The 16,624-nt window shown below is 68.5% G+C and carries 16 protein-coding genes; 8 read left to right on the forward strand and 8 right to left on the reverse strand.

What is annotated here, in order from left to right; genetic code table 11:
- The first annotated feature begins 28 nt into the window (after positions 1-28).
- The 7 genes from ACFY2X_RS35420 to ACFY2X_RS35450 all read left to right on the forward strand — a co-directional run bounded on the left by ACFY2X_RS35420 (position 29) and on the right by ACFY2X_RS35450 (position 6,374).
- Positions 29-694 carry an L-threonylcarbamoyladenylate synthase gene (locus ACFY2X_RS35420; RefSeq protein WP_389947256.1) on the forward strand — a complete coding sequence of 222 codons (666 nt, stop codon included), beginning with the start codon at positions 29-31 and terminating at the stop codon, positions 692-694.
- Positions 695-811: 117 nt separating this feature from the next.
- On the forward strand, positions 812-2,053 hold the full coding sequence (locus tag ACFY2X_RS35425; protein WP_389947258.1) for a hypothetical protein: 1,242 nt from the start codon (positions 812-814) through the stop codon (positions 2,051-2,053).
- A 10-nt stretch (positions 2,054-2,063) separates the two neighbouring features.
- Positions 2,064-2,444, forward strand: a complete 381-nt coding sequence (locus ACFY2X_RS35430) for a hypothetical protein (protein ID WP_389947260.1) — start codon at positions 2,064-2,066, stop codon at positions 2,442-2,444.
- Between the two features lie 103 nt (positions 2,445-2,547).
- Positions 2,548-3,813, forward strand: coding sequence for a serine hydroxymethyltransferase (glyA, locus tag ACFY2X_RS35435; protein ID WP_389947262.1), 1,266 nt, complete (start codon positions 2,548-2,550; stop codon positions 3,811-3,813).
- 57 nt (positions 3,814-3,870) lie between these two features.
- Positions 3,871-5,178, forward strand: a complete 1,308-nt coding sequence (locus tag ACFY2X_RS35440; RefSeq protein ID WP_389947264.1) for a glycosyltransferase family 4 protein — start codon at positions 3,871-3,873, stop codon at positions 5,176-5,178.
- A 435-nt stretch (positions 5,179-5,613) separates the two neighbouring features.
- Entirely contained in the window at positions 5,614-5,889 is a 276-nt protein-coding gene (locus tag ACFY2X_RS35445; RefSeq protein WP_389947266.1) for a hypothetical protein, read from the forward strand.
- A 155-nt stretch (positions 5,890-6,044) separates the two neighbouring features.
- On the forward strand, positions 6,045-6,374 hold the full coding sequence (locus ACFY2X_RS35450) for a winged helix-turn-helix domain-containing protein (RefSeq protein WP_389947268.1): 330 nt from the start codon (positions 6,045-6,047) through the stop codon (positions 6,372-6,374).
- A 164-nt stretch (positions 6,375-6,538) separates the two neighbouring features.
- Here the strand turns inward: ACFY2X_RS35450 and ACFY2X_RS35455 are convergent, their stop codons facing one another.
- From ACFY2X_RS35455 to ACFY2X_RS35490, 8 genes are read right to left on the reverse strand one after another with little or no spacing between them, the layout of a single operon-like run.
- Entirely contained in the window at positions 6,539-7,279 is a 741-nt protein-coding gene (locus tag ACFY2X_RS35455; RefSeq protein ID WP_389947270.1) for a hypothetical protein, read from the reverse strand.
- A complete protein-coding gene (locus ACFY2X_RS35460; protein ID WP_389947272.1) occupies positions 7,272-8,981 on the reverse strand; it encodes a hypothetical protein in 1,710 nt (569 codons plus the stop codon). The genes ACFY2X_RS35455 and ACFY2X_RS35460 overlap by 8 nt, the downstream gene beginning before the upstream one ends.
- On the reverse strand, positions 8,978-9,634 hold the full coding sequence (locus ACFY2X_RS35465; RefSeq protein WP_389947274.1) for a hypothetical protein: 657 nt from the start codon (positions 9,632-9,634) through the stop codon (positions 8,978-8,980). The genes ACFY2X_RS35460 and ACFY2X_RS35465 overlap by 4 nt, the downstream gene beginning before the upstream one ends.
- A 17-nt stretch (positions 9,635-9,651) precedes the next feature.
- Positions 9,652-11,010, reverse strand: coding sequence for a YcaO-like family protein (locus tag ACFY2X_RS35470; RefSeq protein WP_389947276.1), 1,359 nt, complete (start codon positions 11,008-11,010; stop codon positions 9,652-9,654).
- The gene (locus ACFY2X_RS35475) at positions 10,961-11,860 is read right to left on the reverse strand and encodes a thiopeptide-type bacteriocin biosynthesis protein (RefSeq protein ID WP_389947278.1); all 900 of its coding nucleotides are present in this window, start codon (positions 11,858-11,860) and stop codon (positions 10,961-10,963) included. Before ACFY2X_RS35475 ends, ACFY2X_RS35470 begins: the two co-directional genes overlap by 50 nt.
- A gap of 2 nt (positions 11,861-11,862) precedes the next feature.
- A complete protein-coding gene (locus ACFY2X_RS35480; RefSeq protein ID WP_389947280.1) occupies positions 11,863-14,325 on the reverse strand; it encodes a hypothetical protein in 2,463 nt (820 codons plus the stop codon).
- Positions 14,322-15,449, reverse strand: a complete 1,128-nt coding sequence (locus ACFY2X_RS35485) for a hypothetical protein (RefSeq protein ID WP_389947282.1) — start codon at positions 15,447-15,449, stop codon at positions 14,322-14,324. Before ACFY2X_RS35485 ends, ACFY2X_RS35480 begins: the two co-directional genes overlap by 4 nt.
- Before the next feature lie 35 nt (positions 15,450-15,484).
- Positions 15,485-15,673, reverse strand: coding sequence for a hypothetical protein (locus ACFY2X_RS35490; protein WP_389947284.1), 189 nt, complete (start codon positions 15,671-15,673; stop codon positions 15,485-15,487).
- Between the two features lie 472 nt (positions 15,674-16,145).
- On the opposite strand from ACFY2X_RS35490, the gene ACFY2X_RS35495 reads away from it, so the two are divergent.
- Entirely contained in the window at positions 16,146-16,577 is a 432-nt protein-coding gene (locus ACFY2X_RS35495) for a hypothetical protein (RefSeq protein ID WP_389947286.1), read from the forward strand.
- The last annotated feature ends 47 nt before the right edge of the window (positions 16,578-16,624 follow it).

Genomic DNA, 16,624 nt, shown 5'->3' on the forward strand with positions numbered 1-16,624 from the left:
ATGGCGGGCCGCCAGCCGAGGAGGCAAAGTGAGCCGACGTTATGACTGCACGGACGCCGAGCAGCGAGCCGCGGGCCTGACCGACGCGGCGTCAGCCGTACGGCGGGGCGAGCTCGTGGTGATCCCGACCGACACCGTCTACGGCATCGGGGCCGACGCCTTCACGCCCGCCGCCGTCACATCGCTGCTGGAAGCCAAGGGTCGAGGCCGGGACATGCCGGTGCCCGTGCTGGTCGGGACCGTGCGCGCGGCCAGCGCCCTCGTGGAGAACCTCGGCCCGTACGGCCAGGACCTCATCGACTCCTTCTGGCCCGGTCCGCTCACGCTGATCTGCCGCGTCAACCGGTCGCTGTCGTGGGACCTGGGTGACACCAAGGGAACCGTCGCCATCCGGATGCCGCTGCACGCGGTCACCCTTGAGCTGCTCAAGGACACCGGTCCGATGGCCGTCTCCAGCGCCAACCGCTCCGGCGCCCCGGCCGCCACCACGGCCGCCGAGGCCGAGGAGCAGCTGGGCGACTCGGTCGCGGTCTATCTCGACGGCGGCCCATGCACCGACAACGTGCCGTCCACGATCCTCGACCTGACCACGGCGGTGCCCCGGTTGCTGCGCCGCGGGGCGATCCCGGTGGAGAAGCTGCGCGGAGTGATCGGCTACGTGGCGACGGACGCGGGCCCGGACTCCGGCGACTGACCAGCGGCCCCACGGCTTATGCCGTGATCCATGCCGTCTGATTATCATCGTGACGCGAGGCGATCTCCCCGGTACGGTGAAGTGGGCCGATACTTCTGGGACTGCTGGGAGACGTCCATGGGCAAGTTCGACGGAATGGACCCCGAGCTGGTCCGTGATCTGCTGTCCGAAGTGCGGCAGGCGGCCGTGCAGATGCGGACCGCCGAGGGCCGGATCACCCAGATGATGAGCGGGGCGGGGTTGTCCTCGCAGTCCACGCATCGTCCGGCACAGATCGCCGACGCGTGCGACGTGATGGTCCGGGACGTCTCCGCCCGTGTGACCCTGCTGGAGAAGAAGATCAAGCAGGAGACGGGCGCTCCGGCTCCGCCGAAGGCGGGCGAGTCGAGGCCGGAGTCACCGGGAACCGGTGATCCGAAGCCGGAGAACGGCTCCGACGCCACGCCGGACACGAAGCGGCCGGCGCCCAAGGCCGAGGATCTGAAACCCGCCGTTCCCAAGACCGACGAGAACCCCCGGACCGACCACCCGGCGGACAACGCCCCGAAGGGCGACCACAAGGGCACCCCCCACCCGGACCCGAAACCGGACCCCAGGGGAGAGACCGGGTCGAAGGGTGATGAGACGTCTCCGCGTGAGGGGGGTTCCACCTCTGGGGATGGCAGGGGTGAGCCCGGTGCCAAGCGGGAGGTCGTCACGGGGGAGAGTGTTTCGGCGAACGATGCCGATCCCAAGGGGGAGACCGGGTCGAAGGGTGACGAACGCTCACCCAGAGGCGACGGCACGTCGTCCGGCGACCAGATCCTGGACACCCCGAAGAAGGACCACCCCGACGACATCGACCAAACCGGTAATCCCGGACCGAGGGTCGTGGTGGTGGACGGGGTGAAGATGCTGCAGATCCCGCTCAACTCGCCCACGGCGGCGGAGGTGGGCGAGCTGCTGAAGAACGCCGGAGACACCCCGTCGCCGGACATGTCCGCGGTGAGCGGTACCGCCGACGCCGTCGGTGCACGGTTCGACGGGCCCGGACAGGCCGAGCCGTACGAACCGGTGAAGCGGATCGAACCGGCCTTCCCCGTCCTTGACACCGTCGAGCCCGCTCTCGACCCGGTCACCCGGCCACCGGACGCGGGCGCGAACCCTGACACGGGAGGGAACGCGGGCACCCAGCCTCCCGGAACCGCTTCCGACGGCGCCGGAGCGCGCTCCGCCGAGACGGTGCCGGAAGGGGCGACGGCACGATCCGCGGAAGGGCCGATCGTCCAGCTGGCCGACGACAGCGGCGACGTGAAACCGGAAGACCCCTCGTGGCCGGTTCCGCCACCCGGCGGATGGCCGGACGGGCAGTCAGCGTGAGGAGCCTGTGATGTTCGTGGATCCGCCCGCACCGCAGCCGTTGCAGCCGGGGGAGACCCCTCCGGCCTCCCGGAACTCCGGGCTGCCGTCCCTCGACGCGGCCACGTCATGGGAGTTCAATCCCGATTACCAGCGGCTGGTCACGATGTGGCGGCAGGTGGTGCCCATGCTCGACACCCTGACCGCCAGCCTGGACAAGGCCTACCAGCTGGCCAGGAGCAGAGACGTCTGGGACGCGCCGGTTTCGGGGCGTTACGTGGAGGAGATGACCGAGTGGCGCACTCGCCTCGGTCTTTACCGGCAGGCGATTCTCACCTCTATAAGCGATCAGGCGGCTGACACGCCGAGATGGGTGCCCGTCAACACCGGAGCCCCCCACGCGTTCTCGTGACGAACTCGCCCTTGACGGGCTCCTGCCTTGAAAGAAGCGGGGCGACCAGGCTTACAGTGAGGTGAGTCATCTGAGGTGAGCCATCGTCCCCGGGATGTGAGCCATGGGTGCAGAGCCGTACTATGGGCCGGACTTCGGCCTCCTGCGCAGGCAGGATCCGGAGGTCGCGAGCGTCCTCCTCGACGAGCTCGATCGGCTCCGTGGCGGCGTCCAGCTCATCGCCAGTGAGAACTTCGCCTCGCCCGCCGTGCTCGCGGCGCTCGGGTCGACGCTCACCAACAAGTACGCCGAGGGATATCCCGGCAGGCGCTACTACGCCGGGTGCGAGGTCGTCGACCGGGCCGAGCGGCTCGCGATCGACCGGGCCAAGCGGCTGTTCGGCGCCGATCACGTCAACGTGCAGCCCCACTCGGGCACCTCGGCCAACCTGGCCGCCTATGCCGCACTGCTCCAGCCCGGAGACACCGTCCTGGCCATGGCGCTGTCGCACGGTGGTCACCTCACCCACGGTTCCAAGGTCAACTTCTCCGGCCGATGGTTCGACGTGGTCGCGTACGGCGTGCGCAGGGATACCGAGCTGATCGACTACGACGAGGTCAGGGAGTTGGCGCTGCGGCACCAGCCCAAGATGATCATCTGCGGCGCCACGGCGTATCCACGCGAGATCGACTTCACCGCCTTCCGGGGGATCGCCGACGAGGTGGGCGCCTGGCTGCTCGCCGACGTCGCGCACACCATCGGCCTGATGGCAGGCGGAGCCCTGCCGTCCGCCGTGCCGTACGCCGATGTGGTCACCTTCACCACGCACAAGGCGCTGCGCGGTCCCAGGGGCGGCGGCATCATGTGCACGCGGGAGCTGGCGGCCAGGATCGACCGGGCGGTCTTCCCCTTCACCCAGGGCGGTCCGCTCATGCACACGGTGGCGGCCAAGGCGGTGGCGTTCGGTGAGGCGCTCCGGCCGGAGTTCGCCCAGTACGCGCGGCAGGTGGTGACCAACGCCCAGGCACTGGCCGACGGGCTGGCCGCTGAGGGCATGCGGCCCGTCTCCGGAGGCACGGACAGCCATCTGGCCCTGGTCGACCTGCGTGACGTCGGGATTTCGGGTGCGACGGCGGAGAATCGCTGCGCCGCCGCCGGGATCACGCTGAACCGCAACGCCATCCCCTACGACCCCGAGCCGCCCACGGTGACGTCCGGGATCCGGGTGGGCACCCCCTGTGTCACGACGCAGGGCATGGGGGTGGAGGAGATGAAGGAGGTGGCTTCGATGGTGGCGGAGGCCGTCCGCGACACCGGCTCGCTGGGAGAGGTCAAGGAGCGGGTGGCGGCCCTCATGCGAACTCATCAGGTATATCCCAGCGAACTATGAGCTGTTCTATGGGGTTTTCCGGTCACAGCTGGTTGAAGTATCGGCGACACTAGGTCCGTGCGCGAATATCTACTCATGGCGCTGGTGGCGGCAGCGGTGACCTACCTCCTCGTTCCGCTGGTCCGCGTTTTCGCCATCCGTATCGGCGCGATGCCGGAGGTCCGCGACCGAGACGTGCACACCACCCCGACACCCAGACTCGGCGGTCTGGCCATGTACGGCGGGCTCGTGGCCGGCCTGCTGATCGCCAGCGCGTTACCGTACGCCGGAGGCAAGCTGGCGGAGGGCAAGACGGTGCTCGCGCTGATCGCGGCGGGCGGCCTGATCACGCTGACCGGCTTCCTCGACGACTGGTGGGGGATGGACGCCCTCATCAAGCTCGCCGGGCAGATCGGGGCCGCGGGTGTCCTGGTGGCCTTCGACGTCAGCCTGCCGTGGCTTCCGCTGCCCAGCTCTCTCGGCGGGATACTCACGCTCGACTCCATGCTCAGCCCCCTGATCACGATCATGGTCGTGGTCGTCATGATCAACGCGGTGAACTTCGTCGACGGGCTCGACGGCCTGGCGGCCGGGATCGTCGGCATCGCCGCCATGGCCACGTGGACCTACTCCATCGTCCTGTCCAAGGACTACGGGCAGACCAGCATCAACGTCACGGCGGTGATCGCCTCGGTGCTCATCGGCGTGTGCCTGGGTTTCCTGCCGCACAACTTCCACCCGGCGAAGATCTTCATGGGTGACACCGGCGCGATGCTGATCGGCCTGGTCCTCGCGTCCACGATGATCACCATCACGCCGCTCGACTCGACCACGATCAACCGCTTCCCCGTGGTCATCCCGCTGCTGGTGCCGATCGCCATCCTGGTGCTGCCGCTGCTCGACCTGATCATGGCGGTGGTCCGGCGCACGTCCAACGGCCTGTCGCCGTTCGCGCCCGATCGCGGGCACCTCCACCACCGGCTGCTGGACATCGGCCACTCGCATCGGCGCAGTGTCCTGATCATGTACGCGTGGACGTTCCTGTTCGCCTTCGCGGTCGTGGCGATGTCCGCCGAGGGCGTTCCGCTCGTCCTGTTCCCGCTGACCGTGCTGCTGGCCGTCGTCGTGCTGGCGATGATGGCGCTGCCGCGCTGGCGTGCGCGCCGGGGAGGCAACGGCGGAGGCGGAGTGCCCGCCGAGGGGCCTCACGCGCAGCCCGGCGGAGGACCCGCCCAGGGGCAGGCGCATCCGTTCTCCCCGCAGCCGCGGCCCCCCCGGCCGGCCGCCGACGACACATCTGTTTTCTCTGTCCTTCCTGACATGTCGCTCACGAGTCCGGCGGATGAACCCCTCAAGGAAAGAGACGCCACCGTTCGGCCCCGCTGACGACCCTCAAGGTGCGGGTGGCGGAACGCTCGGCACGGATTTCGGTCTCGCTGTTCCCCGATCCGGACGGGCCGGACGGGGTCATGGCCCGGTCGGAGGGCTGTTCCCGTGTCCGGACCGATGGTGCCGATGTGACGGATGAGATCTCGTGGTGCCGGCCGTACGACCGCGTTCGGAATCGTTCGGGACAACGGAAATCTTGACCGTGAAGTCCGTGATTCCTTGAATGAAGAGACGATCATGTGCGCCGGAGCGGCTTTCGCACGACCGCGGACACGCGGGCCGCGTCTTCGTTCCTGAGCTCCGGCGAGCCTCCGCCCATATCCGGGGCTCGCTGGATCACCGGGGCGTGTGAGCCGCTGAAAGGCCTGCCGCCGAAGCAGGTCGTCAGGTGCCGTGAAGCCCACCTTTGTTCTCGCTCTGATGGGGATCGCAATGAAACATGTCGTCATCGTTCTGCTCACCCTCGGATCGACGCTCGTGGCCGGTCCCGCCCACGCGGCTACGTCGGTCGGCGTCTCCCGGCCGGCCGCCGAGTCGGTCGAATGGCCTGGGTTCCCGCCCTCGAAGCCGCGCTGCCCGGAGCGCGCTCCGGCGGGCGCGACCTTCGTCCGTGTCGTCCAGCCGCCGTTCGGGCTCGCCTACGACCTTTATGCGTCACAGGGGGCGGACGGTTCCACGATCTATCACCAGGTCCACTGCCCGCGATGACCGGCCGGCTCCCCGGTCAGGGGAGCCCGTCCGTTTTCACGAAGTCGGGATCAGACCTGGCGATCGCGCTCAAGAACCTGCCCGCGCAGTTCGGGGGAAAGTAGGACTTTCTGATGAATGGTTCGGCCGTACATCCTCGAATGGAGCTTGATGGCGTGATTCATCCGCCCATTCGGCTCTCGGTCATCGCCATCTTGTCCAGGAACAGCCAGTTCGAGTTCGGGAAGATCTGCAATGCGGTCGGCATCAGCGCGGCCGTGCTGTCGAAGCACATGTCATCGCTGGAGGCCGCCGGATACATTCACGTCCAGAAGGGATACGTGGGAAGACGCCCGCGCACGTGGCTTTCCATAACGGAGCCGGGCCTGGAGGCATTCGAACGGCACACGGCCGCGTTGCTGGCGATCTCGCGGGGACCGTCCTCACGGGGTGAGAACGGCCTGGAGCAGCGCCGTGACGGAGCCGGCCGGGTCGGCGCCGACTGAACCCGGGGACGGCCGGGATGTAAGCCTGGGGATGCGGGACAACGACTTCCGGGGAGGCGAGAGCCGGCCACCGGCCCGCGCCACCTCCGCCGGTGTCTCCGAGGGTCCGCTCCGGGGCCGATCCCGGCCGTCCGCGTGATGTGACAACCGTGGAGTCCACAGTTCTAGGAATCTCCCGTCCACCCGCCCGCTGTTCCCCAAGGGCTGATCGCCGGATCGGACATGGGGAAGCCGCAGGCGAACGCCAGAAGCGGGCTCCGGGTGCCTCCCGGCTGGAAGCCGGTCAGCGGCATACCCCAGGGAACCAGCCCGCCGAATATGGATCCGGAGAGCCCGCGCCCGCCCGCGGCCAGCCACATGCTGTGCGCGGCCACTCCGGCCTGGTGCATGACCAGCCTGTGGGCATGGGCGCCGGCCGCCGCGACGGCGGGAAGGTCGCAGGTGACCACGGTCACGAGGGCCGCGTCGGCGAACTCGTCCTGCAGCAGCCACTCGCGGGCGGGGGGAAGCTCGAGGAGGAAGGAGACCCGCGTCCCGGCGGAGTCCACGTCGTAGAGTCCGGGCCGCAGTCCCTCCACCCTGTAGGCGGCGGCCAGGATCTGGACGTGCGGAACGGTCGCCGCCGTGCCGAGAGCCGCCCGCGCCGAGGACGGCGCCTGGAGGACGCCCGCCATCGTCGCCTGGTCGATGCCGTCCGGGCGGTAGAACCGCGTGGACTGGCGCAGAGCCAGGACGGTCATCGGGTCGACCGTGGGCGTGCTCGCCAGGGGTAGGAGGTGTCCTGAGGCTTCTGCGGCAGGGGGGTTCCGTTCCGGCGCCCGGCTGGTCCCGCCCGCGAGATGTGACCGCCGGATGAGGTCCTTCACGATCTCCTTCGACCGGTAGCCGGAGACCTGGCTAGTCATGGGAGGCGTCCTCTCGTCCGGGGTCCATGCTCGTACGGCGGAGCGCGAGCACCGCGGTGATGGGTGTTTGCTGGATGTCGAGGTCGAGGAGGTCGACTAGGCGGCCGTCGTCCCATTCCGCGAACGCCGTGATCGTCCATCCGAGGTGGGCGGCCTGGAACGCCAGATGCCAGGTGGCGACGCCCGCGTCCAGGTTGATGATCCGGTACCCGAATCCCTGGTATTTCTCCATGAGCTTGAAGCAGTCACCGACCAGGACCAGGACGGCGTCCGCCTGAGCCCCGGCTCCCGGGACGATGCCGGCGAGCTGTTCGGCGGACACGGTGGTCCGGCTCCGCAGCAGGAGGTTGGCCGACGGGTCGTATACGTGCGCCACCGGTTCGAGCCCCACCCGGTTGGATGCCGGGGGTATCAGATAGGCGGTCGGGGAGCCCATGTTGCCACCGGTGGGGGCCCAGCGGCGGCGGGTGGCCGCCCGCGACGATGTCGCGGGGATGAGCTCACGGACGCCGAAGGAGTGCTCCAGCAGCGTCGTCAGCTCCACGCCGGCCTCGCCGACGGCGTCGACCGGTTGCCAGTCACGCGGCCGGTCCAGAAACTGGAGTTCGACGTTCGAGGTGCTGTAGTGGTTCTGGTGCGCGTTGGCCGGGATGTAGCGCCGGGGGGGCTGCGTGGCCTCCTGCTCGAAGGCGACCACGATCAGGTTTTCGTTCTCGATCGGTTCGGTGCCGGGCAGGCAGGCCTGGCAGCCCGGGAGCTGGACGGACGTCTCGATCTCGGTCGTCCAGGCGTCGAAGTCGAGGACGGTGATCGCCGACTCGTCGTAGACGGGCTGCACCCCGGTGGCCAGGCGGCACACCTCGTTACCCAGCACGCCTGCCAGAAAGTCCTCCTGCCAGGGGTGGAGCGTCGTTGCCTGCTCCGATCGCTCCAGCGGGCGCTGCGCGCGGTAGCACGACAGGCAGCCGGACCAGCCGTTCTCGAAGAGAGGGCTGATCACGGCACCCGGTCCGGTCAGGGAAACCAGGAACCAGCGTCCGCCGTTCGCCCGCACCGAGGCATCGAAGGCGGGGACCTGCTCCAGGTCCAGCGTGCCGTCGTCGATCACGACGGCGATCGGAGCGGACGGCAGGGAGATGGGGGCGGGCGGCGCCTCCTCCTCCCGCGTCGATGCCACGCCGCATTCGGCGAGCGACCGCACCAGTGTCGACCGCAGTGTGGAGGGAGGGCCGGCCACCACGACCGGCTGCCGTGCCAGTTTCAGGGCGGCGTGCACGCCGGAGGGGTTATTCCGGGTGGAGTCCACATTTCTGCTCAGATAGCTCAGCACGTGCGGGGGTACGGGAGTGTGCTCCAGCGCGTGGGTCTCCTCGGGAGCCGGGCCCGATTCCAGCATGCCGCAGGAGTAGAGCAGCGAGAGCGCCGTCGTGACGGTCTCCACTGAGGGGAGGCCGAGTAACCCGGCTATCTCCGCCGTGGACCGCCGCCCGTCCAGGAGGGGAAGCAGCCGATGTACGAACTCGACGTGCCGGCCGGTGAAGAGCTGCGGTTTGGCGATGCCCTCGACGAGGAGCTCGCCCTTGCGCACCTCCGCGATCACAAGGCCGTCCACGACCTTGAGGTGGTCCGGAAGCGACAGCTGCGGGTCGCGGGCGATGGCGGCGGCGATACGCCGAGAGTCCATGGTGCTTTCGGTGTTCACGTGTCCTTCTTCGGTCCGGCGCCCGCGGCGAGATGGTCGGTGAGTCCGCGCCACGAGCGATCCCGTCGCGAGATCCCCCTCGAGAGGGGATAGCAGTGGGGGCACCCGTGCACCCCCACCGTCCGCCCCTGCGTGAACTGGGATTTCGTCATGTTCGCGGCCCGATAGGCGCCGTGGGCTCCCAAGCCGCCGCGCAGCGTGGCCAGCCCCCACTGCGCCAGCCCGGCGGCCATCAGTACCTGGGAAGGAAGGTGGCCGCCGGGGCCCGCAGGGTCCCTCGCGTAGAAGGCGTGCAGGTCGGACAGGGCGCCGCCGATGGTCGAATGCTGTATGGTCCGGCGCTCGAAACACTCGACACAGGCTCCGGTCCCTCCGGGAAGGGAGAGGGGACCGGCTCTGAGCCGGCGTGTCTCGTGCACCACGGGGACGAAGGACGCACCCCACTTCCCGATCAGGTCGCCGACTTCCACCACCAGCTTCGAGTCGTGCCGCGAGGTCACGAGGACGTAGGCGTCCGCCGGGGGCAGGAGACTGGTCACCACGCCGTGCCCCTGGGCGAAGAGGGTCGGTTCGTCGTCCACCCCCCGCCGCTGGAGCACCGCGGCCACGTCGGCCGCGAAAGGCCCGATGGCGATGACATGTGTCGTGTTCATTTCTTTCTCCGGACTGATCAGGCGAAGGGCTGCGGCCACGGATTGATGTCGGATTCCGCGCGCACCGGCAGGCCCATGCGCTCGGGGGCCGCGTAGAGCCGGGGAGTGCCCAGGAAACGGGCCCGGTAGGAGAAGCTCAGCGGGACGAGTTCGGGGACGATGACCCGTACCACGCGCAGACCTGTCGACCTGGCCTCGTCGGAGGTGATGTCCACGGCGTAGACCGTGCACCCGGCGTCCTGAAGCTTCCGCACCACCCACGACAGGCGCTCGGCGGGGGAGTCCGGCAGTGCCGGGATCATGTCGGAGAGTCGGCGCCGGTGCGGGGAGTTCAGAAGGAAATCGAACGCGTGTTCACGTTCCGCCATCGCCATGTGGACCGCGCCGTCGAACACCTCGATGTAGTCGTCCAGCGGCTTGTCGTTGGGCTTCTGGTACTGCATGGACAGTCGTCCGGAGGACGATTCCCGCATCACCTTGGCCACGGCCCGCCCCGGGTCGAGCTCCGTGGAGCACATCACGTAGGTGCGCACCCTCGTCGACTGCGGATCGATGTCCACGCTGTAGACCGTCGGGATGCCCAGGTCGGTCGTCGCGTCGAAGAACAGCGTCCTGAGGCCGGACGCGGAGGAGATCTCCAGCGCCCGGTCCAGGGTCGGATCGGAGACGTCGATCTCGATCTTCGGCAGTGCCAGCCGCTGCAGCCAGGTGAGCGCGATGCTGTCCCGCTCGACGCATTCGAGCACGGCGCCGAGCAGGGCTCTGTCGTAGTCGAAGTGCGCCGCGGTTCCCGTGGAGATGGGCAGCCAGAACCGCTCACCACGGCTCACGAAGGGAATGTGGAGGTAGACCATGACCGCGGGCAGCCATCGTGGCTCTCCGCTGGCCAGGTCCACGCCGCGTACCCAGCGAATCGGCGCGTCCGGGTCGGGAGCCAGGATCGGGCATGCGGGAGCGGCCAGTTCGGACTCGGAACATCGCGGGATGCGCTCGAGGTCCAGTGCTTCGTCACCGAGAGAGCGCGCGCTGGCCCACAGGAACTGCTCCGGGTCCCACAGACAGCTGGAATAGCGCTCGATCGCCTCGACCGTGGCGGTCAGCTTGGCGGTCTCCTCGGCGAACCCGCTGCCCGCGCCGTCCAGAGAGGCCCATGACATGCGGCTGGGCATATCCGCCACGCCCGGCAGGAGCGACCCGGGGTTGCCCATGGCCGCGGTACACACCGGAAAGCGCTGCCGCCCGGTGGGCACCGGGATCCGCGTGACCAGGTTGATCAGGCCGCCGCGGCCGTCGATGAGCGGATCCAGCCGCCGTAGTGCGGCGGCCTCAGTGGTGGGCGGCGGTGGGCCGGCCACCGGATCGGTGCTCACCCGCATCGGCATCCTCCTTCGGTGTTCCGCCCAGCAGGGCGGCGAGTACGGCTTCGTCACCCGGCACGATTCCCAGCCGGTTGTTGTGCAGGTGCAGTAGGTGGAAGACCCACTGCCAGGCGGTGAGCGGAATCCCGCCGGCGATCGCGTCGGAGGCGGTCGCCCGGATCGCCCTGCCGTACTCCTCGGCGTCCTGCACGAGATGCGGCGGGAGAGTGCTCCGGGCGGCGCCGAGAACGGGTTCGAGCCGGGCGGTCGACGAGGCCGCGGCGGCTCGGGCCTCGGGCGCGAAAGGCTCGTCCCTGCCGGTCCAGTACCAGAAGTACTTGGCCCAGAACTGCTCGCCGGCGCCGGGCAGGCAGTGCCGTACGGCGCTCTCCATCGTCAGCGCCGCGAGGGCTTGGCGTTGGAGGTAGTCGAGGTTCGCGCTGACCGCCCGTAACGCGATCTCACTGGAGATCGTGAAGTTGCCTTCGGCCGCCCGGACTCCTTCGACGCCTCCGTACCGGCGTAGCTCGGGCTCGTAGAGCCGGACGTCGACGGCCTCCCAGTAGTCCATGAGTGGTGTCCCGGGCACGGACACGACCGGGGCACCCGGATCGGCCTGGACATCGCGCAGGAAGCCGGGAAAGCGGTTGACGAGGTCGGTGTAGACGTCGTCCAGAAGCCGGGCCGGTCCCTGGACGCGCAGCCTGACATGCGGGCCGCCGACGTCGAAGAACCGAAGGAAGAACCAGCGGTTCCGTTCGGGTCCGGTCTCGATCAGGCCGCGTGTCCCTGCCACGAGCTCCTGGATCACGCTGTCCAGCCGATCGAAGGCGCCGGGATATATCGCACAGTAGAGCCAGGAATTCATGGTCAGCACCCGTCCCAGCTCAGATGGGCGATGTACTCCGTCGTGCGCGGGTGTCCGTCGATCACGGGTGAGTTCTCCCCGAGCCGGGGGAGGGCTTCCTCCATGATGAGGATCTCCTCTGCGGAGAGCGAGTCGAGCAGGCCCGAGACCGAGATGGGCACGGTGCCGGACAGCCAGAGCGGCTTGCGGGACTTGGCGAACAGGTCGGGCTCCGTGGTTCCCCGGCGTACGAAGAGCTCGTCCGCGAGCCCGTGGGCCCGAGCCCAGTCACGATAGGCCGCGAAGGTCAGGGCAGGGGTGGGTGCTTTCACCTCGGCCAGCAGTTCCTCCGCGCTCACCATCCAGTGAGCTCTTCGAGTGATCACCGCGCCGGCGCGTTCGCGAGGTTTGTGCACGACTCCGGTGGGCCGCTCAAGGCGAAGCAACAGCGAGGCGGTTCCCGGCGCCTCGGGAACCGAGCAGTACCACGGGCTGGCGATAGTGGACAGTACGTTGGCGGGCCCGTTCAGTATGTGGCGGGGAACGAGCCCGGAGTAGAAGGGAACGACGGGGCCCTGCTCGTCCTCCACGACCAATGTCCCCGAGTGCTCCTCCAGCCGGATCCGCAGCTGGTCCAGCGACACCGGCTCTCCCGAGGGGACCAGCCCGCCGCCCAGGTCGAGCGCGCGGACACGGCCCACGCAGCGCGCCTGGACGGGGTTCCAGTCCGAGGCCACCGTGAGTTCCAGGGGCCGCGAGCCCTCCGGCGTCAGATGGTCGAGCCACGTCTGGAGCGGATCTTCGAGGAGCCGGGAGGCCAGCAGCTTGCGGAAGCGGGCGGTCACGCCTCCGGCACCGTCCATGAGCTGGTTCAGGACGATCACCCGTTCCTGGTTCTCCAGGGTGGCGAGCTGGAACAGGACCGCGAAGGCAGGCCGGAGCGTCGAGGGGCCCGGGCCGATGTCGAGGACCGGGCCGTCGGACAGCCGGATGTCGATGTTGCGCCGCAGATGCGGGCCGGGCGTGGTCATGTAGAGGGCGAGGAACGCCGGCAGCGGGAGAGAGTCATGGACGGGCGCGACGTGTTGCCGCCAGAACCCGAGCATGCTCGCGTACTGCGGCAGGACTCTCATATGGGCCGACAGCCGCCGTCCGTATCCGGAGAGCGCGTCGTCGACCCATCGTGGCAGTGCGGGGAGCGGGTCGTTCCTGACGACGTCCTCCCGCACGGCCAGATCGGGAACCCGGGGCGCCGTGGCCGTCGCCGTGGCCTCGTCGAGTTTTCTGGCCTGACGCGTGATCCGGGAGGCGAGGGCCGCGCGCAGCCGAGGCTCGGCCTCGGACAGCTCGAGCATGTCGTTGCGGATGCCGCGCAGCGCGTGGGCCACTTCCGGCCCCATCGCGTCTTTCACGCCGGGCAGTTCGGCCAGCGTCAGCATCGAGTGGTGGGCGTCGTACTCACCCTGATCCCACGCCGCCTCCAGGCGGAGGAGTCCCGAGTCGGTCAGCCGGGCCACCCGCGACCAGGACGCCCCCGGATCCTCCCCGCGAAGCGCGGCGAGCACGTGTTCACCGGACATGCCGTGGGGCACCGCGCGTGCCTGGTCGCGATGGACGGTCATGTCCGTCAGGAAATCCTCGCGCCAGAAGAAGCTGTTGGTCCGCGTGTGGGAGTACGCGGCACGCAGCATGCGGGTGCTGTCAAGCCGCCGGGCGGGGTGGAACCGCAGGTGGCGGCCGGCGGACTCGTGCGCGCAGAAACGCTGGAGGAGCCGGAGATAGAGGGCCTGGGGCAGGGTCGCGACCGTCTGGTAGGAACCTCCCCCGGCGCTGCCTCCGAGGTCTTCGCCGCCGATCGAGCACACCGCCACCGGGCTGAACCAGCCGAGGGGACTCGTCTTGACCGTCGCCCGCACGAAGTAGTTGAAGAGCGTGCGTAACAGTTTCCGCCTCGTCTTGGTCCCCGCGCGGGCCAGATCTCCCCGCAGGACGGCGGCCGTCACCTCCGGCGAGACAAGGGAGAGGGCCTTGATCATCTCGTCCGTGCCGGCCTGCTCGATCAGCTCGGCCTCGGCCTCGGCGAGTTCCGCTTCGAAGATCTCCGTGTAGGCCGCCATGGCCGCCTCGGACCGCTCCAGGAACGCCAGCCAGCGTGCCAGCGCCTGCCGCACGTCCGGAGCGAGCCGGGTCGCTATCCGGTTTCGCATGTCCTCGGGGGTTCGCGGGATGCGGCCGTTGTGCACGTCCCGCCGGAGGCTTATCGCGGCACGGCGTTCCCCGGCGGGCAGGGCGGGCACGAGTTCGTGCAGCGCGTCGGTCAGCGGGTCCGTGAGCTCCTCCAGCCGGAGCCGACACTCCCGCAGTTCGTCGAGCGCGGCCACCGCCCGGCTTGCCCGGAGCTTGTGCGGCCCGGTTGCCGCGCATCCGGAGAAGCGCACGAGAACGAAGGGCGCGATGGCGGCGGATTGACGGATTCGCATTCTCATCCCCCGATCGATGCGATGAAACGAACGACGAGCAGGGCCACGACGGCCAGATAGGCGAGTGCCAGGACGCCGTAGCCGAGATAGAGCAGACGGAGCCGGCGGCTGGCGAACTCGTGGTGATGCGAGGGAGGAAGCCGGAGAGCAAGCGTGAGCAGGTACTGGATGGCCCTGCGGCGGAACGAGTGATGGCCGGTAGCCGCCTCGATCGCGTGTAACCCGTCACTGGGCAGCAAGGGGTTGACGTCGTTCGCGAGGGTCATCAGAAGGGTGTACGCGACCGCCGCGGCGGTCGCGCGGAGCGCGGGATCGTCTGTGGCGAAGGCCAGTGTTCCGGCTATGCCGGCGTTCAGCGCGTCGACGACGATCCCCGACGTCGTGATGACGACCAGCGGCGTACGGCGGGCAAGCCGGTAGGCGTGGGAACGGTCGACGTAGGGTCTGGGCAGGATCCCGAACCAGAAGGCGATCCCGGCCTCGGGAACCGTGACGCCGTAGTACCGGCAGGCCAGCCAGTGGCTCGCCTCGTGCAGTGTCAGGTGGAGCAGCAGGACGAGCGGGATCACGATCGAGGTGCTCCCGAGGGCCCTGACGTCGAGCAGCCGGATCGCCGCCAGCGCGGCCACACCGGCAGCCAGCAGGGCGACCACGAATACGGACGTCCCCGCGATGATTCGCGTCAGGCTCCGGGGCGTCGCGGGCCTGCCAGAGGCCGCCGGCGGAGAGGTGTCACGTACGAGGACGAGCCGCCGCATGGGTATGTCCGCCAAGACCCGGGAGGCCCTGCCACGCCGGCCTTTCTCCATGGGCGGGACGTTCAGCAGGCCCATCCCGCGGATCTCCGAAAGAAATCTCGCGACCGTGTGGGCCGCGACGGGCTCCTGGACCTGGAATAGGTCGGAGACCTTCCGGACCAGATATTCGGGGGTGACGCCCTCCTGCAGGTGCGGGATGAACAATCGCGAGCTGCGGCCGAGCTGGAAATATCGTCCGGTGTCCTTCCGGTACAGCAGTACGCCGGAACTGTCTCCGGAAACGATCTCCACGGGTGGGGCGAAGGCGACTGGGAGATCCCAGGCCAGTTGCGCGTCATCCGCCAAACCGGATGCGGCGTTGGAGCGCGGCATCGGACTGGGACCTCCCCTCTTCCTAGTCCTTAAGCTCAGCCGCTGGCGGACGAGCCGGCGGTGGAGACGGAGCTCGCGCTGCTGCACGTGCCGGTGGAGAACGTGAAGGCGGAGCTCAGGGAGGAACCGAACGAGCGACCGGCCTCCATCTCGTCGCCGGACAGCTCACGGGCGAAGAGCTCGAAGTCCGCGGCGAAATCCGGCGCGAGGTCGTGATTCTGCATGGTGAATCCCTTCTTGTCTTGCTTTTTTGCCATTTTGCCCAGGCGATTCGACTATTGCATGCGTGAATTAATCGAGTGAAGTTCATTTCAATGTGACGTGGCTCACAAATGAAATCAAAAGAAAATAGTTCCTTTTTGGCAACTAAATGAACCGATGAAATTGATTGCGGGTGCCGGGGTCCGGAAGGTCGTATGCTCGGTTGCCCGGCGGGGGTTCCGTCGCCGGTCCGCGGGGGTGGCGGCCCGCCGTGGCCGCCGGCGGAGTCGTGAATCCGAATGGCGAGTCGCGATCCAGGTGTACGGTGGCCGGCGGCGCCGGGTGTGCCCATTGAGCGACCATGATCATTTACTTGAAACGGCAGGTAAAGGCGGGCTTCGCTGAGCTTGTGATAGCTTTCACTAGCAGGAAGTTTCCGTGAACGGGACCTGTTCCCTAGCAATCGCTCGCTTGATAACCGCACTTGGAGCCCTGATGCAGGACAACGATCTCCGAATCCTCAAGGCGGCCGCGCTTCCCACGGCCCTGGTCGGTCTGATCGCTGTCGTCGCCGCCGCGTTCCTCGCGGGCACCAAGGGTGCTCTGGGGGCGGGTATCGGTGTTCTCGTCGTGGGGGCTTTCTTCACCATCAGCCTGATCGCGGTCGCCTACGCGGCGCGGATCTCGCCCACGATGATGATGGCCGCGGCGCTGGGCAGTTACTTCGCGAAGATCCTCGTGCTGGCTGTGACGCTGAAATACTTCGAGGACGCCACGGTGTGGAGCCCGAGAGCGTTCAGCGTGACCGTCATCATCTGCACGATCTGCTGGACCATCGGCGAGGCGCGTGGCTTCATGCGGCTCCGCATGCTCTACGTCGACCCCGACGTCAAGGTCCCCGGACTTCTTGAGGAGAAGAAGGGATGACACGTCGCACTCTTTTCCAGCCGTCCCCTACACTCGCCTTGACAGAC

The sequence above is a fragment of the Streptosporangium sp. NPDC000396 genome (assembly GCF_042898655.1).
Taxonomy (GTDB): Bacteria; Actinomycetota; Actinomycetes; order Streptosporangiales; family Streptosporangiaceae; genus Streptosporangium.